Source organism: Pedobacter sp. GW822-FHT03F06, assembly GCF_058801365.1.
The window spans coordinates 577,558-599,456 of sequence record NZ_JBXANE010000002.1; the positions used below are offsets into that span (position 1 = coordinate 577,558).

General features: G+C 38.3%; 17 protein-coding genes. 11 read left to right on the forward strand and 6 right to left on the reverse strand.

Annotated elements, in window-relative coordinates:
• Nucleotides 1-133 precede the first annotated feature (133 nt).
• Complete coding sequence (locus AC1RJ8_RS05060; RefSeq protein WP_492952804.1) at nt 134-1,126, reverse strand: alpha/beta hydrolase; 993 nt, start codon at nt 1,124-1,126, stop codon at nt 134-136.
• A 292-nt stretch (nt 1,127-1,418) separates the two neighbouring features.
• Between AC1RJ8_RS05060 and AC1RJ8_RS05065 the strand changes: the two genes are divergently transcribed.
• The 3 genes from AC1RJ8_RS05065 (at nt 1,419) to AC1RJ8_RS05075 (ending at nt 5,159) form a co-directional block, all read left to right on the forward strand.
• On the forward strand, nt 1,419-2,390 hold the full coding sequence (locus AC1RJ8_RS05065) for a polyprenyl synthetase family protein (protein WP_057931174.1): 972 nt from the start codon (nt 1,419-1,421) through the stop codon (nt 2,388-2,390).
• Entirely contained in the window at nt 2,390-3,445 is a 1,056-nt protein-coding gene (locus tag AC1RJ8_RS05070) for a TerC family protein (protein WP_492952805.1), read from the forward strand. The genes AC1RJ8_RS05065 and AC1RJ8_RS05070 overlap by 1 nt, the downstream gene beginning before the upstream one ends.
• A 265-nt stretch (nt 3,446-3,710) precedes the next feature.
• Nucleotides 3,711-5,159: a M28 family peptidase gene (locus AC1RJ8_RS05075; protein WP_492952806.1), complete on the forward strand. Its 1,449-nt coding sequence runs from the start codon at nt 3,711-3,713 to the stop codon at nt 5,157-5,159.
• Between the two features lie 273 nt (nt 5,160-5,432).
• Here the strand turns inward: AC1RJ8_RS05075 and AC1RJ8_RS05080 are convergent, their stop codons facing one another.
• Nucleotides 5,433-5,861: a CBS domain-containing protein gene (locus AC1RJ8_RS05080; RefSeq protein ID WP_116252700.1), complete on the reverse strand. Its 429-nt coding sequence runs from the start codon at nt 5,859-5,861 to the stop codon at nt 5,433-5,435.
• A 361-nt stretch (nt 5,862-6,222) separates the two neighbouring features.
• On the opposite strand from AC1RJ8_RS05080, the gene ahcY reads away from it, so the two are divergent.
• Both ahcY and AC1RJ8_RS05090 read left to right on the forward strand, forming a co-directional pair.
• On the forward strand, nt 6,223-7,539 hold the full coding sequence (gene ahcY, locus AC1RJ8_RS05085; RefSeq protein WP_492952807.1) for an adenosylhomocysteinase: 1,317 nt from the start codon (nt 6,223-6,225) through the stop codon (nt 7,537-7,539).
• A gap of 298 nt (nt 7,540-7,837) precedes the next feature.
• Nucleotides 7,838-8,179, forward strand: a complete 342-nt coding sequence (locus AC1RJ8_RS05090) for a DUF6370 family protein (RefSeq protein WP_492952808.1) — start codon at nt 7,838-7,840, stop codon at nt 8,177-8,179.
• A 222-nt stretch (nt 8,180-8,401) separates the two neighbouring features.
• Here the strand turns inward: AC1RJ8_RS05090 and AC1RJ8_RS05095 are convergent, their stop codons facing one another.
• The gene (locus AC1RJ8_RS05095) at nt 8,402-9,457 is read right to left on the reverse strand and encodes a polysaccharide deacetylase family protein (protein WP_492952809.1); all 1,056 of its coding nucleotides are present in this window, start codon (nt 9,455-9,457) and stop codon (nt 8,402-8,404) included.
• A gap of 60 nt (nt 9,458-9,517) precedes the next feature.
• Here AC1RJ8_RS05095 and AC1RJ8_RS05100 point away from each other — a divergent pair, with 60 nt between their 5' ends.
• The gene (locus AC1RJ8_RS05100) at nt 9,518-9,640 is read left to right on the forward strand and encodes a hypothetical protein (RefSeq protein ID WP_262890336.1); all 123 of its coding nucleotides are present in this window, start codon (nt 9,518-9,520) and stop codon (nt 9,638-9,640) included.
• 112 nt (nt 9,641-9,752) lie between these two features.
• On the opposite strand, the gene AC1RJ8_RS05105 is transcribed toward AC1RJ8_RS05100, so the two are convergent.
• Both AC1RJ8_RS05105 and AC1RJ8_RS05110 read right to left on the reverse strand, forming a co-directional pair.
• On the reverse strand, nt 9,753-10,133 hold the full coding sequence (locus AC1RJ8_RS05105; protein ID WP_057931162.1) for a GtrA family protein: 381 nt from the start codon (nt 10,131-10,133) through the stop codon (nt 9,753-9,755).
• Nucleotide 10,134: 1 nt separating this feature from the next.
• Nucleotides 10,135-11,775 (reverse strand): ArnT family glycosyltransferase, encoded by a 1,641-nt coding sequence (locus AC1RJ8_RS05110; RefSeq protein WP_492952810.1) that lies wholly within the window; start codon nt 11,773-11,775, stop codon nt 10,135-10,137.
• A gap of 83 nt (nt 11,776-11,858) precedes the next feature.
• Between AC1RJ8_RS05110 and AC1RJ8_RS05115 the strand changes: the two genes are divergently transcribed.
• The 4 genes from AC1RJ8_RS05115 (at nt 11,859) to AC1RJ8_RS05130 (ending at nt 17,204) form a co-directional block, all read left to right on the forward strand.
• Entirely contained in the window at nt 11,859-12,575 is a 717-nt protein-coding gene (locus AC1RJ8_RS05115; RefSeq protein WP_492952811.1) for a pyridoxine 5'-phosphate synthase, read from the forward strand.
• Nucleotides 12,576-12,701: 126 nt separating this feature from the next.
• Entirely contained in the window at nt 12,702-13,598 is an 897-nt protein-coding gene (locus AC1RJ8_RS05120; protein ID WP_492952812.1) for an EamA family transporter, read from the forward strand.
• Between the two features lie 115 nt (nt 13,599-13,713).
• A complete protein-coding gene (locus AC1RJ8_RS05125) occupies nt 13,714-14,277 on the forward strand; it encodes a hypothetical protein (RefSeq protein ID WP_492952813.1) in 564 nt (187 codons plus the stop codon).
• Between the two features lie 377 nt (nt 14,278-14,654).
• The gene (locus AC1RJ8_RS05130) at nt 14,655-17,204 is read left to right on the forward strand and encodes a thioredoxin-like domain-containing protein (RefSeq protein WP_492952814.1); all 2,550 of its coding nucleotides are present in this window, start codon (nt 14,655-14,657) and stop codon (nt 17,202-17,204) included.
• 237 nt (nt 17,205-17,441) lie between these two features.
• Here AC1RJ8_RS05130 and AC1RJ8_RS05135 read toward each other — a convergent pair whose 3' ends face one another.
• Nucleotides 17,442-18,290 (reverse strand): hypothetical protein, encoded by an 849-nt coding sequence (locus AC1RJ8_RS05135; protein ID WP_492952815.1) that lies wholly within the window; start codon nt 18,288-18,290, stop codon nt 17,442-17,444.
• A 347-nt stretch (nt 18,291-18,637) separates the two neighbouring features.
• On the opposite strand from AC1RJ8_RS05135, the gene gcvP reads away from it, so the two are divergent.
• A complete protein-coding gene (gene gcvP / locus AC1RJ8_RS05140) occupies nt 18,638-21,514 on the forward strand; it encodes an aminomethyl-transferring glycine dehydrogenase (protein ID WP_492952816.1) in 2,877 nt (958 codons plus the stop codon).
• Nucleotides 21,515-21,899 lie beyond the last annotated feature (385 nt).

A 21,899-nucleotide genomic window follows, 5' to 3' on the forward strand; every position in this document is an offset into this window, starting at 1 on the left:
AACTTCGGAAGTCTCTTAAGCCTATATCTCTAACCCGATCGTCATGCTGAACTTGTTTCAGCATCTTTCCTGTTATACAGACCCTGAAATAAATTCAGGGTGACGATCCCTCTTTGGAAATCATAATTTATAATCAATGTACGGGCACTTTCAGCGTACTTCCCACAAAACTTTCAATAGCCTTTTCTACACTCGGTAAATCCTTCGAAGTAATATACGATCCCATTACGTGATTCCCCGCGTTTGGTATGGCTTGCTTTCTTTTTAAATTATTGGGCGTGCCCAGTTCTTCGAACATTTTTAGCATGGCATCTACACGCACTACAGGATCTTGCTCTAGTTCATTTTTGTAATAATAGAGCATTAAAACAGGTTGTTTTACTTTTTGGAAAGTTGTTTTTACCATACTGCTCTCGATAAATTCTTCCAGTTCTACTAACGATTCGAGGCGGTAATTGGTGTACCAGTATTTTTTATACTCGTCAGTGCGATCGTCTACTTTACGTTCATCACCACCCACCACTTTTCTGGCAATCTGTAAACCCCATGGATTATTCAAAAGCCAGGCATTTTTATCGTTAATGGCCACATTTGGTGATAATAAAATTAAACTGTTAATTTCTGGATAAGTTGATGCTAATTTTAATGCGACAGTTCCACCGGTAGAAGTGCCCACTAAAATTACTTTTTTGCCCAATTTTTTACCGATGGCATAAGCCTGTTTGCTGGTTTCCCAAAGGCGGTCGGCGGTAAAATATTGCATGGGTGCAAGCGTATCAATGCCATGGTCGGCTAAACGCGCTAAATATAAATTGGCATTTAATTCTTTAGCCAGATTGAGGTAAACAGGGTTTCCTTCTGTTTTTGATGCCGAAAAGCCATGCAAATAAACAATGGCATACTCGGTTTGCCTGTGGAGAGGGTCGGCCCAGATAATTTCGGCCTCGTTACCCGGTTTTATTTTGTGCATAGATTCTATGCTGGCCACATAACGGTCTAAATCTTCCAGATCGGGCACCTGTGTGAGTTCTTTGTTATAAACCGGTTTTTTGGGTTTTGGCCCCAATAAGTAGCCTGCAACAATTATTGCCGAAAGGCCGATAAGTACTTTGTAGCGTTTTTTCATATGAGGCACCAAATATTAGTTTAAATGTAAAATTTGAAATTAAATAAAGCTAATCTTTTTGAGTAATTAGTTGTGGTTTTGGCTGGTTATTGCCTGCACTAACCCATGTTGTTAAACCTGATCGTGCTAAATGGCCCACAGCCCGAAGCACGAGGGCGACGACTATGGGCAATAACAGGAGCAAAAGATGTTAAAGATTAAGCTATTGCTTTTCAAATCCTTAATAATACGATTCCACATTACCTTTTTATGGGAAATTAGCTTAAGTTTGCAATCAAAATTTTTCGACTTAATGCCGGGAATCGAACAGATAAAAACACCTATTGCTGCTGATATTAAAGCGTTTGAAAAAACCTTTAAAGAATCTATGCATAGCGACGCACCGTTGCTGGATAGGATTACCCATTATATTGTAAAGCAGAAAGGCAAACAAATGCGGCCCATGTTCGTATTTTTTGCAGCTAAACTATGTGGTGGCATTACAGAATCAACCCATCGCGGAGCTGCTTTGGTAGAGCTTTTACATACGGCTACTTTGGTGCATGATGATGTGGTAGACAATGCCTACGAACGCCGCGGCTTTTTCTCTATCAATGCTTTATGGAAAAATAAGATTGCCGTTCTGGTTGGCGATTACCTGTTGGCCAAAGGATTGTTGCTTTCGGTAAACAATAACGAACACCGTTTGTTACAGATTGTATCGGAAGCTGTGAAACAGATGAGTGAGGGTGAACTGTTGCAGGTAGAAAAGGTGCGGAGGATGGATATTTCGGAAGATTTATATTTTGATGTGATCCGACAGAAAACCGCTTCCTTAATTGCTTCTTGTTGTGCTGCGGGTGCTGCTTCAGCAGGTGCTGATGATGAAACGATAGAAAAAATGCGCCTGTTTGGCGAAAAGGTAGGGATTGCCTTTCAGATTAAAGATGATACCTTCGATTTCGGGACGGATGATGTAGGCAAACCTTTGGGTATTGATATTAAAGAGAAGAAAGTAACGCTGCCTTTAATTTATGCACTGAATAAAGCCGAAAAAACTGAACGTAAAAAAATTATTAACCTGGTGAAAAACCACCAGGACGATCCGGTTAAAATTCAGCAGATTATAGATTTCGTAAATGCCCACGAAGGGGTGTATTACGCGAACCAGAAAATGCTGGAGTACCAGAAAGAAGCATTTGATATTTTGCACAGTTTTGAGGCAGGCGAAGCACGAACTGGTTTAGAACAACTTGTACTGTACACCACTGAACGTAAAAAATAATGGGTAACGAATTACTTTTTAGCTTAGGTTTTCTTCTTTTTATTGCATTAATTCTTGCTTTAGACCTTGGTCTTTTTAGCAGAAAAGAACATGTAGTGAGCTTAAAACAGGCTGGAGTAATGAGTTTGATTATGGTGGCTTTGGCTATCGGTTTTTACTTTATCCTGTTAACCGAAGGGCACCAGCTACATGGAATAAAGGATTTTGCACACCTGCAAGAAATTGTAACGCGACACCAGCACCACATTAAACTAATTCCTAATGATTTTGAAGGAAGTTTAGCGATTTATAGACAAAATCTCGGCTTAGAATTTTTAACCGGTTATGTAATTGAATATGCACTTTCGGTAGATAATATCTTTGTGATTGTACTCGTCTTTTCTGCCTTTGCCGTTGAAGAAAAATATTATCACCGTGTATTGTTCTGGGGTATTTTAGGTGCCATTATTATGCGCTTCATCTTCATTTTTGTTGGTGCAGCATTAATTGCAAAATTTGCCTGGATACTTTATTTGTTTGGCGCTTTCCTTGTTTTTACCGGGATAAAAATGTTCTTCAGCAAAGATGAAGATGATAAGATTGATCCAGAAAATCACCCTGTAGTAAAGTGGGCCTCGAAAATATTTTCTATTCATCCAAAATATGAGGGTAAAAAATTCTTCGTAAAAATTAACCATAAAACATTGGTAACACCTTTGTTTTTGGTGCTGCTGATTGTTGAGTTTACCGATCTTTTATTCGCTGTCGATTCTATTCCGGCTATTTTTGCGGTAACAAAAGACCCTTACATTGTATTTTTCTCTAATATTTTTGCCATCATGGGTTTACGTTCCATGTTCTTCCTGTTGGTGAATATCATCCACAAATTCCACTATTTAAAAACCGGATTAGCCGTATTATTGGCCTTTATCGGGATAAAAATGTTAGGGCATACCTATCTGGAGAAATGGGGTTTCACTACCGAACATTCGTTAATCGTGATTTTAAGTATCCTGGTGATCAGTATTGTGGCTTCGCTGGTGTTTCCTAAGAAAAAAGTGCATGTAAAGCCATAGTTTTATAGTTTTGTCATTCTGAGCCCATCGAAGAATCTTATTTTATTGCGATAAGCCGAGAAGATTCGTCATTGCGAGAAAGCTTTTTCAGCCGACGAAGCAATCTTTATAGCAGAATCACTAACAGGAAAGATTGCTTCGTCGTTCCTCCTCAGCAATGACGACCATTTCCATGGAAAAAGCCATTATCTAAAGCAAAATATACGTTACAGCTAGCAATCTCTGACTAAAATTTGTACTTTCAGCAACTAAACTATTATTCCTAATGAAATATTTTTTCGCTTCAGCGCTACTTTGTACCACTTTATTTGTAAATGCCCAGGATAAATTCGGTGATGTTTTTGCTAAGATCAATACCGATGTACAGCAAAATTCAAAAGCTTATCAAACACTTAAATATGAAACCGAAACCATCGGTCATCGTTTAACAGGCTCTACAAACGGCGCAAAAGCAGAGCAATATGCTTTTGATTTGTTAAAATCTTATGGTTGTGAAGTGAAGTTTCAACCTTTCGAAGTAGAAAGCTGGGCAAGAAAAACAATCAGTGTGGAAATTGGTACCGATAAAAACAGTTTGACCAAAATGAAGGCTGTTACCTTAGCACATTCACCGGTGAGTGCAGACGTTACTGGCGAAATTGTAGATGCGGGTAACGGGCTGGAAGCCGATTATCAGGCCAGTCCTGAAAAATTTAAAGGTAAAATTGCACTGATTTATCTTGGCGTATTGCCAGGCTCTCCGGCTGGAACAAAGTCATTACACCGTTCAGAAAAGACAGCCATTGCCACAAAATATGGGGCAATTGGAGTGATCATTATCAATACCGTAAAAGATGGTATACTTTTAACCGGAACCGCTTCGGTAACAGGTAAGTTAATCTCCATTCCCGCTATTTGTATTGGACTAGAAGATGGTACAGCTTTGAAGGAAAAAATTAAATCACAGCCACAGATCGCGCATATTGCCATGACTAATTTCTCGGGTATGATTAAAGCGAGAAACGTAGTGGCCACTTTTAAAGGAACCGAGTTCCCCAAGGATAAAATTGTTGTCGGCGGACATTTAGATAGCTGGGATTTATCAACCGGAGCGATAGACAATGGAATAGGTTCTTTCGCTATTATGGATATGGCACGTACCTTTAAAAAACTGAATTTAAAAACCAAACGTACCGTGGAGTTTGTACTGTTTATGGGCGAGGAGCAAGGTTTATTGGGCTCTAAAGCATACATCGATCAGGCTAAAAAAGACAAAACCTTAAACCAAGTGAAGTTTATGTTAAACTACGATATGACCAACGATCCGAAGGGTTTTTCTACCTCAAGAGCGGAAATGAAAGATCTGTTTACGGCCTGGGGAGCTGATATCGTAAAAATTGATACCGGTTTTAAAAATCTGTTTAATGCAGGTGCAGGTTTGCATAGCGATCATCAACCTTTTATGTTAGAAGGTATTCCCACCGGAGGTGGTTTTGGTGGTAAACTGCCAAACAACTCTGGTCCATTTTATCATTCAGATGGCGATAGCTTTAAACTGGTTGACGAGCAGGAACTTAAAAACACGGTGCGTTACAGCGCCATGTTAACTTATGCTTTAGCCAATACACCGAAAATTCCTGTCGGTGTGCAGGGCGAAGAAGAATTAAGGGCTTTCTTAGAATCGCAGAACCTAAAGGAACCTTTGAGTATTGCTGGCGAGTGGAGGTGGAAATAATTTCATAGATTTTCTTGCCTCTTTCCTTACGGATTGATTACACTGATGTTGCCTGCGGGTTGATTACACAGATGTAGGGATTACACAGATTTAAGATCAATCCGTAGTTCGGCGGGTCGTCATTTCGACCGTAGCGGAGAAATCTATTTGATTTAGTTCTGTTAGCTAAGGCTAATCTAATGTTAATAAACAAACCTTTCTATGAACAAGAACCCAAATGCCAACAAAATAAATTAAATAGCTAATTTAATAGGAGCGTGCATGGAACAACAATTACCCGCTAATATAGCTTTCCAATTGTGAAATGGTCTGTTTCTGATCTGCAATGATAAACTTCACCACATCGCCGATCGAAACCATTCCTTTTACTTCGTCGTTTTCTACTACTGGTAAATGGCGGATATGTTTATCGGTCATCAGCTCCATGCAGTAATCAATACTGTCGCTTAAATTAATGGTGATCGGACTGGCTGTCATTGCTTCTTTAATCAAGGTATCTTTTGATGATTTACCCTGAAGGATGATTTTTCGGGCATAATCGCGTTCCGTAAAAATGCCATGTAGCCGATCGTTTTCCATGACCAATACTGCGCTGATGTTCTTTTCTGTCATTACTTTTAAAGCATCTAAAACAGAAATATTTTCTGATACCGAGATAATCCGTACCTGTTTGGTATCTAACAAGTGTTTTACGCTTTTCATAAAACTTAATTTGGTTATAACAATTTAAGAAATAATTAGCTGTAAATCAAAGTTTTATTTTAGGTTGTTCTCCGCTTTACAAACGGAGCACAGTTTTATGTAATCTAAACCTGACAAGAACGTCAGCCTCCGATTCCTCATCCGAGCTATAGTGTATGGCAGGGCAGAACCTGACCTACGAATTGCTGGTTTTGCTTTTCAAATCAAGGGTTATCTCTTTAAGTATATTCCTGCTTGGTAATAAGATTCTAACTATAATCGTAAATAGATTTTACAATCCGTAAACCACCTTGTGCTTTTAATTATTTGGCTTTCACAAAGGGATGTGGTAACTTTGCATCACATTTAAAAACAAATAATTATGTCATCAGTAGAGACAACTTATATCCCTTACAAAGTTAAGGACATTTCACTGGCAGAATGGGGCCGTAAAGAAATCGAATTAGCCGAAGCAGAAATGCCAGGTTTAATGAGTTTACGTAAAGAATTCGGTCCAACACAACCGTTAAAAGGTGCGCGCATTGCAGGTTGTCTGCACATGACCATCCAAACGGCTGTATTAATCGAAACATTAACTGCACTGGGTGCTGAAGTTACCTGGTCATCTTGCAATATTTTTTCTACACAAGATCACGCTGCGGCTGCAATTGCTGCTGCTGGTATTCAGGTTTATGCCTGGAAAGGTTTAAACGAAGAAGAATTCGATTGGTGTATTGAGCAAACTTTACACTTCGGTCCGGAACAACAACCATTAAACATGATTTTGGATGATGGTGGCGATTTAACCAATATGGTTTTTGACAAATATCCTGAGCTAATTGCAGCTATTAAAGGTTTATCAGAAGAAACTACAACTGGTGTTCACCGTTTGTACGAAAGAATGAAAAACGGAACATTGCACTTACCTGCAATTAACGTTAACGATTCGGTTACTAAATCTAAATTCGATAACAAATACGGATGTCGTGAGTCATTGGTTGATGCGATCCGTCGTGCAACTGATGTAATGATGGCTGGTAAAGTTGCCGTTGTTTGCGGTTATGGCGATGTGGGTAAAGGTTCTGCAGAATCGTTAAGCTCGCAAGGTGTACGTGTTATTGTTACCGAAATTGATCCGATCTGTGCTTTACAGGCTGCAATGGAAGGTTATGAAGTTAAACGTTTAGATACTGCCATTAAAGAAGCCGATATCGTGGTAACGACTACTGGTAACTGTGATATTGTACGCGAAAAACATTTCCGTGCATTAAAAGATAAAGCAATTGTTTGTAACATTGGTCACTTCGATAACGAAATCGATATGGCTTGGTTAAACGGTGCTTATGGCGATACCAAAGTGGAAATTAAACCTCAGGTTGATAAATATACAATCGACGGTAAAGATGTAATCGTTCTTGCAGAAGGTCGTTTGGTTAATTTAGGTTGTGCAACTGGTCACCCAAGTTTTGTAATGAGTAACTCGTTTACGAACCAAACCTTAGCTCAATTAGAGCTTTGGACCAACAATGCTGCTTACGAAAACAAAGTTTATACTTTGCCTAAGCATTTAGACGAAAAAGTTGCCCGTTTACACTTAGAAAAAATCGGTGTAGAATTAGATGTTTTGGATCAACACCAGGCTGATTATATCGGCGTACCGGTAGAAGGTCCGTTTAAAGCAGATACATATAGGTATTAGTCCTTAGTCTTCAGTCGAGAGTCTGAAGTCGATATGATTTAAGAGGGATGTGCAATTTGCATATCCCTTTTTTATTCCTCCGATTTATCGGAGGTGCCTGCAAGGCGGGGTGTCACTAAAGTTAAGGCGAGTCTCCTATTTTTTGAAAACGTTGGTTCCTGTTCTTTTTGGAGGTTTTAGTCCTGCTGTATACTTTATCCCGATGGAAGAATCGGGATGTTCGTTCCCATCAGGTTTATTTTACAGCGGATCGTGGTTCTTTTGCTGCTGAAAACTTACATTTGAAAAAAGAAAAGAGATGAAAAAATTAATATTTGCACTAGTTCTTGGTGTATTTGTAGTTTCTGCAAATGCTCAAACTGCTCCTAAAAAAGCTGAAACAGCAAAAGTAATCACTAAACAAACAGTAGATATTGCCTGTGGCGAATGTCAGTTTAAAATGAAAGGTAAAGATTGCGAGTTAGCAGTGAAAATAGATGGTAAATCTTATTTTGTTGATGGAAAAGGGATTGATGATTTTGGCGATGCCCATGGCGAACATGGTTTTTGTAATGCCGTAAGCAAAGCAGAAGTTACTGGCGAAATTGTAAATAACCGTTTTAAGGCGAAAGAAATAAAGTTATTGCCGGTTAAGAAATAGTTGTCTTACCGCAAAAGGGCAAAGTTTTTCGCAAAGAGGCGCTAATTTTAGGCTTCAATAAAGTGATCGTCATCTCGACTGAAACGTAGTGAAATGGAGAGATCTGCCTAGCTAGATTTAGCTGCGCTGAGCACTTCGTGGTTCTCGACTACGTTGCACTTCGCTCGAGATGACGGTAATTTAGAGAAAAACAATCTCTGCAGTTAAAAATGCAATAACTTATCATTCAAATTCCTTTTCTAAACCTTGCCTTAAATCAAAAAGCAGCCATTGTTTGTTTTTTACATCTGCCTGTCTGGTTTTTAGCAACTGGATGAAATCTTTCACCCCGATTTCTTCATTGCCGTTGCCGTGGATCAATACGATGCTGCCCGCATTAGGCTGTTGTCCTTTGGCGAGCCAGGCATCACTGCCAACAGGAATTAATCCGTAGGCCTCGATCTTTTCTACAATGGTTTTATCCGATACCAAACCGGGGAAACGGAAAAATACCGATGGGATTAATCCATTTTTAAGTATCAACTTTTCATTCTCCAATACCTCCACATCTAAATTGGTTCCAGGTGACAATAAAAAGTTTTCAGCTAAGGGCAGCTTATTTACTTCGTGGTTGTAAGTATGGTTTATCCAGGTGATGTTCAGTTCTTTTTTCTCTATCAGACTTTTCAGCCAGTTCAAATCATCCTGATGTTTCAGCATCCATTTACCAGAAACAGAAATCGCGAGCGGCGCAGGCTGTTCTATTTTTTTAAATTCATTGAATACAGCCTGAAAAATAATCCTGTCTAAAGCCTTGTGTGATGGACAAAGATCGATCGTTAAAGTAATGCCCTTTTCGTTTGGTATGGCATGATCAATCCCCGCATTTTGAAGCTGTAAATCTTTAGCTGCTGCGGCTTCGATTGATTTAATGTAGGCCGTATTTTTAAAAATGGCTAATACATTCTGAAACTGTAAACTACTTGTAGTGTAATTACTAGCCAAGTCGATTTTTGTATCTAAAGTTTCTGGATTCACTAGCAATAAATATTTTTGATTATTTGCAGTGAAACTTCTTAATGCAAGTAAATCTATCGGGCCGTCAATTGTATTTTTATTTACACTGAAATTAGAGTTTTGGGGATCTTTTGGCTGGTTTCTTAAGCTTTTACTTTTTGTAATTGCGTGGGCAAAGTTGACCTTGTAACGCTTAATATCATCAAAATTCTGTGCAAAAACTTTAACACAAAAAAAGCAAATGGAAAAAATAATGAGGAGTAAAGATTTAGATAACTTCATATTTCCTTATTTAAAATCTTTCTAATTTAAGCCAAATCCATTATCTTTACAAACATCGCCATGAACAAAGAAAAAGTAAAATTATGGTTTAAGCGGGTGGGGCTGGTTGGGTTTTTATTCTTCCTGATTAAAGGATTAATATGGCTTGTTGTGTTCTATTTTATTGGCAAAAACGTTACCTAAATAGTTCATTCGTTCAGTAGTCATTAGCTCATTAGTCCGCGCAAGTTGCATATTAAGGCTTCTAAGTCAAGCGTCATCCTGAACTTGTTTCAGGATCTATTTCGAAAGTGTTTTACCTAAAAGTAAATAACATATTCGCGAGGAAATTCCACACAAAAACAATCACAATCGCAAAGAATTTGGCTACATAAAAATTGGTGCCATTTTTCCTTTGATGAAAAAGGTAAATGATAAAAGTATTTAACCCCAAGCCGATTAAACTCACTACCAAAAATTTACTAAATTCTGTACCCCAGTGGCTATTGGTACTCTGAAATGTCCATACCCGGTTAATCAGGTAATTATTGGTTACTGCCAAAGTAAAGCCAATGGCGTTAGAGATGTATTTGTTTATTTTGATTTTCTCCTTACACAACCAGGTTGCACCAAAATCTATCGCCATTCCAAGGAAACCCGTTAACCCAAATTTTAAGATGCGGAAGAATAAATCCATGTTAATGTATTTTAACCAAATAAAATCGCTCTAAAACCTGAGGGCGTGTTTTTACATTTAGAAATTTACCAGTCAGTTTAGTGGTATGAAAATATTCAAACGATTCTAGAATTTCAGCATGGTATTCGCTTTTTAGTTTTGCCAATTCCTGTTCTGGAATGTATATAACCAAGTCTTTTAGGTTCTTTGATTTGTCGAGATCACTATAACTATGCAGATATTTTACTTCTCCCGGGGCATAAAAATCAAAAGAAAATGCATCTATATAATTTAATACTGCAGGTTTAGCAGTGGGATAATTTTGCTTTAACCAATTACCGGCCTGCATACCTGATTGATATTTTAAAAGGGCCGGGTAGAAAAAAATGAAGAGAAATATCATTAATCCGACAGCTAAAAATGCACTTCTGGCAATGATGGTTTCCAATAAAATGCCTTTAAACAACAAGAATGCGATAACGAGAACAACGATCAGAATCCCGATAATTAAATATGGGTTTTCAAATCCAAAGAAAAAGGCTAAGACAGAAAGTAAGGCAATAACCAAAATGAAAATAATGTTCTGTATAATAAAGAAGGTTTTTAAACCTTTGCTGCCAAGCTTCCTTAAGTACAAGGCTGTGATGATCGAAAACTGAGGAAAGATGATCAGGATATAATGCGGCAACTGAAATTTAGAAAGTGAAAAGATCAGAAAAGTAACCGCTGCACTTGCCCAGATCATAATGCTTTCGGGCGCTAAAGCAATTCTGTTTTTTCTTTTAAACAGATTTACTACGGCTGTATAAAATAGTACCGACCAAGGAAGGAATGCCCAAAGGGTGGTGTGTAGAAAAAAGGAAATATCCCCTTTGCCTTTAATTGGGCCATTGTTAAAAAACCTTCCAAACTGACTGTCCCAAAAGAAAAATTTTAAACCCGAAACACCAGTCCTTTCAAAAACAACTTTTTCGGGATGCAGATCGAATTGCGTGTAAAGCGAATACAGCTCGGGCGTAATAAAAACAAAAATCAAAAGAATGGCGATATACCATTTTGCTTTTAAAAGCTGACGATACTGTTTTGTAAGCAACCAATAGATAATAAAACCGGCAAATACAGGAATCAACACAAAAATTCCCTTGATCAATATTGCGCAGGCAGCAAAAAATGAGCCTGCTATAATGTGCCAAAAAGAATTTTGGTGTGCTTTATAATAATGATAAATAGATGCTAATGTAAAGGTTGTAATATAAATTTCGGCCCTAACATCAAAAGTAGAGGTGATGATATGCAAGGCACTTAGAAAAATCACCGCACTGATTAAGCCGGTTTTTTCATCGTATATGTCTTTGGCTAATTTGTATAAATACCACGCGCCCAGTAAACCGAACAGAAATGATGGTAATTTATAGGCGAAGGATGAGATTCCGAAAATTTTAAAGGATGCTGCAGAAATCCAAAAAGTGAGGTGGGGTTTATCCAGCCAGTCGGCCCCACGGCCATAAAGGTTAAACCAATCTTTAAACAGGATGATGTTTTTAGACATGGACGCATACAATGCACCATCGGGCTCCATCACGCCGCCAAAAAGTGCTGGTATACTTGCAATTGCAAGTAAAGCAATCAGAAATTTATATAGGGTTGTATCTTTTAAGTTCATTTACAAGAAGCAAATATGAGCAAAAAAAAGTCAAATTTTTTTAAGGTTTAAGAATAACAAAGGCAAAGCCTTATCTTTGCTGCATGACAAAGTTATCGGTTAATATCAATAAAATTGCTACACTCCGCAACAGTCGTGGAGGTAATAATCCTGATCTGGTTAAGGTTGCATTAGATTGCGAGCGTTTCGGCGCGCAGGGAATTACCGTGCATCCACGGCCTGATGAACGTCATATCCGTTACCAGGATGTTTATGATTTAAAGGCTGTTATTGCGACAGAATTTAATATTGAAGGAAATTGCAGAGAAGATAAATTTGTTGATCTGGTTTTGGCGAACAAACCTGCCCAGGTTACGCTCGTACCTGATGCCGAAGGTCAGATTACTTCTAACCACGGTTGGGATACGGTTAAACATAAAGATTACCTGAAAGAAATGGTTGCAATTTTCCAAAAGGAAGGTATCCGTGTTTCTATTTTTGTAGATCCGGTTGTAGAGATGGTGGAAGGCGCGGTAGAAACCGGAACAGACCGGATTGAATTATATACCGAGGCTTATGCACATAATTATTTTGCCGATCGCGAAAAAGCTGTTATAAGTTATGTTGCTGCGGCACATCATGCCAACAAATTGGGCTTGGGAATTAACGCCGGGCATGATCTCGACTTACACAACCTTCATTATTTTGCTCAGAGCATCCCAGGTTTATTAGAAGTTTCAATCGGTCATGCACTCATTAGCGATGCACTTTATCTGGGACTGGAAACTACCATTCAGAAATATTTACAACAACTGGCGTAGTTTTTTACCGCAAAGACTATAAAGAAAAGGGGCACAAAGAACGCAAAGTTAGGTTCGTCGGTTTAATCAAGTGCTTCGCTTCTTTGCGAAATCCTTGGTGTCCTTTGCGGTTAAACAATAAAATATATGTTAAAAGGAATCCTCCTTGTTTTTTTCGGTGCCTGCAGTTTTGGTATCCTCTCTACTTTTGTTAAACTGGCTTATCACGAAGGTTATACCCTGGGCGATGTTACAGGTGCTCAGGCTTTCTTTGGTGCTGTAATTTTATGGGTGCTATTTTTCTTCCAAAGCAGAACAGTTGGTTATAAAGCTAAAGCGATTGTACCTAAAACCCCTTGGTGGAAAATGGTGTTGGCAGGAACATGTACTGGATTAGTGAGTGTGTTTTATTATCAATGCGTAAAGCTTGTGCCAAATTCGGTAGCCATCATTTTGTTAATGCAGTTTATATGGATGAGTATTTTAATGGAATACCTTGTTTTTAAAAAGAAGCCCACAGGCTTACAGTTCCTGGCAATCCTGCTGGTCTTAGCTGGAACCGTTTTGGCGAGCGGAATGGCGGAAACAAGTATTAAGAGCATGGATTTAAAAGGGATTGTTTTCGGTTTATTGGCTGCAATTTCTTATGCAGGCTTTTTGCTATTGAGTGGCCGGATTGGAAATGAATATGCCCCATTGCAAAAAAGTGCCTTGATGATTACCGGTGCCTGTATATTGATCTTCGTTATTTTTCCGCCAACATTCTTATTTAATGGCGCTTTAAATGGTAGTTTATTGAAATGGGGACTGATTATCTCCGTTTTTGGCACAGTTATTCCACCTTTATTTTACGCAGAAGGCGTGCCCAGAATCGGAACTGCCATAAGTTCGATATTAAGCGCTGCGGAGTTGCCCGTTGCTGTAATGATGGCGGGTTTTGTGCTGCAAGAGCAGGTATCGTTTTTAAGGTGGGTTGGTGTTGTGGTAATTTTATCGGCCATGGTTTTGCCAAATCTTAAATATTTGAAAAAAGGTGGAGGGTAGGAAGGTTGAGGGTGTAAGGTTAAAGTACGCGATAAATAATCTTCCGACTTTCGGACCTCGGATATCCGACTTATTGAAAAAATAAATATCTTTAAAAAGCATAAAGCATTTACACATGAAAAAACTTACTATTTATATTTTATCCTTTATCATCGTCGGATTAACCGCATGTAAAACCAAAACTACTATTAACCAGGATGAGGCCGGAGAAGTGATCACTGATTATTTAAAAGCTAATCCTGAATACAAAACTACACGTTTCAATTTTGGAGAAATAAAATTTAACAGTACAAACGATATGTTTGAGCTTGGTAAATATAAAACTTTAGCAAGCAAAGGTTTGGTGACATTAGACCTGAAAGCGGCAAAAAAGAAATTCCTTTCAAAAGATAGCAGTTTCGTTTACCAAATTACCTTAACCGACAAAGCAAGTCCATTGGTTTTAAAACAAGATGGCGATAAAGCAACCGTAAAAGTTGTAGAATATGTTTTAGCCGATGAAAAGCCTGTAGATTTTGCTCAGGTAAATTCCAGTACAGCCAAGGTTACGGTATCGCTTAAAATGACAACAACTGATTTTGAACCCTTTGATAAAGATGCCAATAAAAACAGCAACTTCATTACCAAAACGTATAAGTTAAAGCTGAGTAAAGATGAAGGTTGGAAAGTGCAGAAGTAGATTTAAAGACTAAAGCTGAAAGATAAAAGCCTAATCCCTATTGCACCCTGCAACTTCTGTTTCTTGTAGGCCCCCGACGTTTTTAAACCCGACAGAAGCGAAAATCCTTCTGTTTCCATGCTCGTTAAAAGATTGCTTCGTCGTTCCTCCTCGCAATGACGATAGTGTCGTGGAGTGCCGCAAAAAGATTGTAGCGGATGGCGGGAACGAATCTGAATTGTAGCACAGCCATTGCTTTTCAAAATCATCAGCTCATCAAATAAAATGAACAAACGTTTGTTTTGGCCTAAGAAATGCAACTATCTGTTTTTTAACATTTTTTAAGGAATTTAAGTTTAAAAACTTGATACCTTCATGGTCTAATCTAAATATTAACCATGAAAAATCTAGCTCACCTCCTCACCCTTATTTTCTTCTTTCATGTATTTCCTTTAGCAGCAAAACCTATTGTACCCAAAAATCTCCATGGTTTTTGGAGTTATAAAATAACAAAAGTAGGGAACTGGAACGGCACATTAATTAATGATAATTATGTCGAGTATAATTATCGGATGTATAAAGTTGACAGTCTAAAAAATAATAATGGGACCTACAAAATGTGGCTCAATACAGGAGATAAAAACCCTTTAACCTTAGAAATTAAAACACCAAATGAAGGTAAATCCTTATTGAAGTTTAATAAGTGGGAAAAAGAGATTTCTTGTACATGGAGTGCTTCTGATCCTGACATTAAAATTTATAACAAAAGCGAAATCCCATCATACTATTTTGGAAAATGGGTGAGTACACCATCTCATTCCGATTTTTACATCACTGCCAAACATAAAATGCTTTATCAAAATAAGGAATGGGACATTGAATGGGCTGGCAACTACATGGATAAGGAAGATCGGTTTTTGTTGAAAGATAAAGATAGCTGCAGAATGGTTTATGTACATAAATTGGTTAAAGCATTAAAGGTAAACAGCCTTGAGGGACCGAAAATTTATTCCCCTATTGCTAAGAATCCCTTAGTATACCAATTCTTGGGTAATTGGATAAACGATGAAACCAACGCATGGCAGTATGGTTTTTTTGAAGACTTTGCGATCTACAATCAGCAGGTTTATCCCTATAAAAGCATCAATAAAAATGGAAAAAGTTTAAAAATTACGCTTCTTAAAGATGGCAAGGAGAGAAATATTCAATTTACAGCGAAAAACGATAGCATTGCCCAATTGGTCGACGAGCAAGGTAAAAGCGATGTATACCTGCTGAAAAAAGAATTTAAAGCCAGCAGTACAAAAGATGCAACAGCATTTAAAGACAGTCATTTTGCCAAAGTTGACACCGCAGTTATTACCGGTTATTTAAGAAACCCAACAAGTAATAAACCTTTTTCAGTTGGTTTTACTGATCATTTAAAAGATGAGCAGGTGAATTACTATGGCGATTTAGATAACAATGGTTTTTTTACGGTCAAAATTCCTTTATTAAATACTACTCAGGTTTTTTTAGACTGGGATAGGAATGGAGTTATTGACGTGATCGAACCAGGTGAACATTATTTTTATTTTGAAGATTTTAATATACAGGTTAGGAGTGCTATGGGCGATAATGCCGGTTTTCATAATGAATTACTGAATTACAAGTATTATGGCCCTTACTCAAGAATCACAGAGCGTGATTATAATGCCAGAAGAAATGCTGATTTATTATCTTTTTTATCCATCAGTAAGAATGAACATCAAAAAGCAATTGAATACCTGAATAAACACTTGGCAAAGTACCAAAATGCAAGCAACCGCTTTAAATATTTTGTGTCAGAAGGTTACAAGTATAAAATGGGATTTGATTTAATGCAGAAAAAATTTACCCTAAATCAAGAGAAGTTTCCGGAACCGTTTATCAGTTTTGTTAGCGATAGTTTGTATAAAAACAACCCACCTAAACCTTTTACGCTGGTTAGGGATTTTTCAATGTTTAAAAGAGATTACTTTGCTTATTTGGCGTCGAATGAACGAAATTCTGTTAAATGGGACGATGTGCTTGCTGAAATGATTTATTTAAAACAGATTCATTTATCAGGTAAGGAAAAGGAGGCGATGCTCGCTGAGATCGAATTGAATAAAATTGGGTCAACTAAAGACTCACTAAAATATATAGGGCTTTTGAAGGACTTTTCTCCTGAAAAACGAAAATTGGCAGATAGTGTAAGGAGGGTTTATAAACAACAGATTATAGAGCGGGCAGATCAAAAACTGGCTTTTAAAGTTTTTGATAAAGAATTAAGGGTGGCAAAGGGTATTGAAAACGAAGATTTGAGCGCGGGTCTTATAGCACGTGGTTTTTATAAATATTTTGAGGGTAAACATACTGCAATGCCAGATACTGTATTTGCGCGGTTTATTGGCGACTTAAAAAATGATTTTTATCGAAATGAAATTGAGAAGCTCCAGCTTAGTTACCAAAACATGTCGAAGGTTGATGTGGAATACAAGGAAAGTTTAAAGAGAACGGATCATTTAAAAGATGCAAAAAATGCAGATTCGCTCTTTGCTGAGCTAATTAAACCTTATAAAGGAAAAGTAATTTATGTTGACTTTTGGGGTACATGGTGTGCCCCCTGCAAAGGCGAAATGCCTTTTGTGAAACCGGTTAAAGAAGCTTTAAAGGGAAAAGATGTTGTGTTTATGTATTTCGCCAATAATTCTCCGGAAGAAGGTTGGAAGAATATTATTAAAGAATACGAATTGTCTAGTGAAAATGCCGTTCATTACCGCTTGCCAGAAACCCAGCAAAATATTATCGAGACCAGATTCTCGATAAACAGTTTTCCTACCTATATTTTAATTGATAAAGAAGGAAATATAAACACGATGAAAGCCCCACGACCAAGTGACAAAGCACAACTTGTGGCTGCCGTAAATACTTTGCTAACGAAATAACAAGCTCCTTGCGGTTGGCTTTTGTTGGCCGCAAGTATTGATTGGCATTTGCACCATACAACCTTTGTTTCTTGCAGTTTCCATTGTTTTTAAACCCGACAGAAGCAAAAATCCTTTTTGTTTGCAGCAAGCTTCAGTATGACAGGGAAGTAGCAAAAAGATTGTAGCGGATGGCGGGAACAAACTTGAATTTTAGCACAGCCATTGCTTTTCAAACCGTATGCTATGCAAAAATTATTACGAATTCTTTTTCCACAGATAGGTTTTAAGCTTTTTAAACAAATCTTCTTTTTTAGGCCTTTCCTTTCCGTTATGGGTTAAATTGTTGTCGTAATGGTTTAGCAGTTCTGCAGCATAATCTTTTTGAGGCTGATTACCTGATTTTAATACCTCGATAAACCGAATGGCGTTATGATTTAAGGTGCTGTTAAACGAAACGGCATAATACTCGCTCCGTTCAGACGGCTTTTTATTTTTATTGTTTTCCTCCGCGCCGTTTTCTGCAAAGTAATCGACGTGAAGAATAATCGGGTTTAATTTTTTCAATCTCTTAGTACCTTTGCGCTCGTTCCTCCATGGATGTTCTTTTTTATAAAGTTGCGCAAGCAGAAAATCTTTTTTCCAAAGGGTAATCTGGTGCGACATTAAATAATTTGACGCCTCATTATCGATCTCCGCAATATTAAATCCTTCAATAAAATTAGCGGTTTCTTTAGTTTTGTAAACACCAGAACTATGGAGTTTAACCTGTTGCCAATTGTTTTCAATTGCCTGTTCGAACAGCACTGTAAAGAATTTAGGATTTACGGGTTTGCTTAACCACATATCTTCCTGGAAATAGAGCACATATTCTTCGTCTATATTACCTAACAACGTTGCCAGGCGATCGGACCATTCGCCTTTGCCCGATTTGATGTTTGTAAAACCATTCACATCAGCGTTTTTTATTTCTGTAGCGAAATAATAATTGCATTGTATTTTAAAATCCCAGTTTTTGGAGAAAGTGTAATCAAAACCTTTATAAAGAAATTCATAACTGTCGCAGGCATGAACTAAAAGTGCGACGTTATTTTTATAAGTTGACATAAAAGAACACAGGGTAAGTAGGTGCTTTCAAATTTACGAAAATGCTTTCCTCCTTTCCTTTGGTAGCTGATATTTTACGTTGCGGCTGCTTATCGATTCGGCTCAACAGGATGCTAAAAGATTGAAGTTGACCATGTCGACAAACTTAAATTTCGGAACGGCCATCACTTTCCCAATAATGAGTTAATCAAATAAAAATGAACAAACGTTTGTCTTCTTATTTGTGCACAAAATCTACCTATTTTGTCGCTTTTAACGGCAAATAATACACCTTTTTTACACTGATATATAGCAAAATACAGCTTCGTTTTTGCTACCTTTGCACGCAAATTTATTATTCATACCGCATGAGCTTAAATATCCATTACAAGGAAGATTTTCAAAATCGTCATATTGCACCAAATGAGGCAGATACAGTCGAAATGTTGCAAGCTGTTGGCGTAAATTCTATTGATGAGCTGATTGAACAAACTGTTCCGACGGCAATTAGGTTAAAACAGCCATTAAATTTGCCTGCAGCGAAATCAGAAACTGAATATCTTGGTGCTTTAAAACAAACTTCATTGTTGAATAAAGTTTTCAAAAGCTTTATCGGGCAGGGTTATTATGATACCATTACCCCGGGTGTAATTTTACGTAATGTATTCGAAAACCCAGGATGGTACACACAATATACACCATACCAGGCAGAAATTGCACAGGGCCGTTTGCAGGCTTTGTTAAATTTCCAAACGATGGTTATCGATTTAACCGGAATGGAAATTGCCAATGCATCTTTATTAGATGAAGGTACTGCTGCTGCTGAAGCGATGTTTATGCAATATAGCCTGCGTAAAAACCAGGCGGCTAAAAAGTTCTTCGTTTCGGAATTGCTTTTCCCTCAAACGATCGATATTTTAAAAACACGAGCTAATCCTTACGGCATTGAACTGGTTATTGGAAGTCATTTAGATTTCGTAGCTACTGAAGATTTCTTTGGTGCAATTGTTCAATACCCGGCAGGGAACGGTGAAGTTTTTGACTACAAAGACTTTGCATCGGAATTGCACAATCAAAATATTAAATTAACGGTAGTTGCCGATATTTTAAGCTTAACCTTGTTAACGCCTCCAGGCGAGTGGGGAGCTGATGTGGTAGTTGGAACTACACAGCGTTTAGGTATACCAATGGGTTTTGGCGGACCACATGCTGCATTTTTTGCCACTAAAGAAGAATATAAACGTAACATCCCGGGTCGTATTATCGGTGTAACGATTGATAGTCACGGCGATTATGCTTTACGTATGGCTTTGCAAACCCGCGAGCAGCACATCCGTAGAGATAAAGCAACATCAAACATCTGTACTGCGCAGGCATTGCTAGCTATTATGGCTGGCTTTTATGCAGCTTACCACGGTCCGAAAGGCTTAAAAGCAATAGCAGAGCGTACACACGGTTTGGCCATCAGTTTAGCTTCTACGTTAAAAGGTTTAGGCTTTGAGCAGTTAAACTCAGCTTATTTCGATACCACACGTTTCGATTTAGGCGATTTAAAAGGTGGTATCCATTCAGGATGTATCGATAATGAAATCAACTTAAATTATGATGGTAACGTTGTAACTATTTCTTTCGATGAAACCAGCACTTTCGAAGATGTAGCTTTAATTGCTAAAATCTTTGCTAAAGTTAAAGCCATTGCTGCCGATCAGGTTGAAGTGGTAGAAAATGTAGAAACCGTTATCCCTGCATCGTTACAACGTACTTCGGCTTATTTAACACACCCAATCTTTAATCTGCACCATTCAGAGCACGAAATGTTGCGTTATATCAAATCATTAGAAGCAAAAGATTTATCGCTTTGCCACTCGATGATTGCTTTGGGTAGCTGTACCATGAAATTAAATGCGACTGCAGAGATGATTCCGGTTACCTGGTCTCACTTTGGTCGCATCCACCCATTTGCACCTGCCGATCAGGTATTGGGGTATTATTCAGTTTTTAATGAACTGGATAAATGGTTAAGTGAAATTACCGGTTTTGCCGCAATGAGTTTACAGCCAAATGCTGGCGCTCAGGGCGAATATGCTGGTTTAATGGTTATCCGCGCTTATCACCACGATAGAGGCGATTTCCACCGTAATGTAGCGTTAATTCCTGCTTCGGCACACGGAACAAACCCTGCTTCTGCTGCTATGGCCGATATGAAAATTGTCGTAGTAAAATCTTTAGAAAACGGTAACATCGATGTTGAAGATTTAAAAGCGAAAGCAGAATTACACAAAGACAACTTATCGTGTTTGATGGTAACTTATCCATCTACTCACGGTGTGTTCGAAGAAAGCATTATCGAAATCTGCGAAACCATCCACGCTAATGGCGGACAGGTATATATGGATGGTGCTAATATGAATGCACAGGTTGGTTTAACAAGTCCGGCTAATATCGGTGCCGATGTTTGTCACTTAAACTTGCACAAAACTTTCTGTATCCCCCACGGTGGTGGCGGTCCGGGTATGGGCCCAATCGGTGTGGCAAAACACCTGGTTCCTTACCTTCCAGGTCATGCTGTGGTTGATATTGATAAAGGAAAATCTATTTCTGCAGTTTCATCTGCGCCATGGGGTTCGGCTTCGATTTTGATTATCTCTCATGCTTATATCGCTATGATGGGTGCTGAAGGTTTAACCAACGCCACAAAATATGCGATTCTAAACGCAAACTACATGAAAGCGCGTTTAGAGCAACACTATCCGGTGCTTTATTCAGGTGCTCAGGGTCGTTGTGCGCACGAAATGATTTTGGATTGCCGTGCTTTCAAAGCTTTCGGAATTGAAGTGACCGATATCGCAAAACGTTTAATGGATTATGGTTTCCACGCCCCAACAGTTTCGTTCCCAGTTGCGGGTACCTTGATGGTTGAGCCTACCGAATCGGAACCTAAACATGAGTTAGACCGTTTTTGTGACGCCTTAATTGCGATTAAAAACGAAATTACGGCTGTAGAAAACGGTACTTTAGATAAAACTGATAATCCATTAAAAAATGCACCTCATACGGTTTCGGTAATTACTGCAAACGAATGGGATCATGCTTATAGCCGTCAAACAGCTGCGTTCCCGCTTCCATATGTGTTAGAACGCAAGTTCTGGCCTTCAGTTGGTCGTGTTAACGATAGTCATGGCGATAGGGCGTTAATCTGTGCTTGTCCACCGATTGAGAGTTACTTAGAAGAGATCGTTCCTTAGTAAGGTAGAAGGCGGGAAGGTTGAGGGTTTAGGGTTTTCTTTTCCATCGCCTTAATTACTCCAGATCGTCATTGCGAGGAGGAACGACGTGGCAATCTATTTAGAAAAATTTTGAGCTCAGGCTCGTGCCCTCACGAACATATTGATCTGCAAGTTTTATGAAATCGTTTCATAAAACTTGCAGATTTTTTTTTTGGAAATGAATGCCAGTTTTTCATAGGAGGCTACAGTCCTGCCATTCGCTTCAATCTTTTTGTAGCACCTGCTCTTCATTATCGTCATTGTGAGGAGGTAAGACGAAGCAATCTTTTACTATAAGTGCAAACAAAAAGGATTTCGCTGCTGTCAGGTTTAGGATAAAAAGTTTGAAGTTCAAACCAATTAG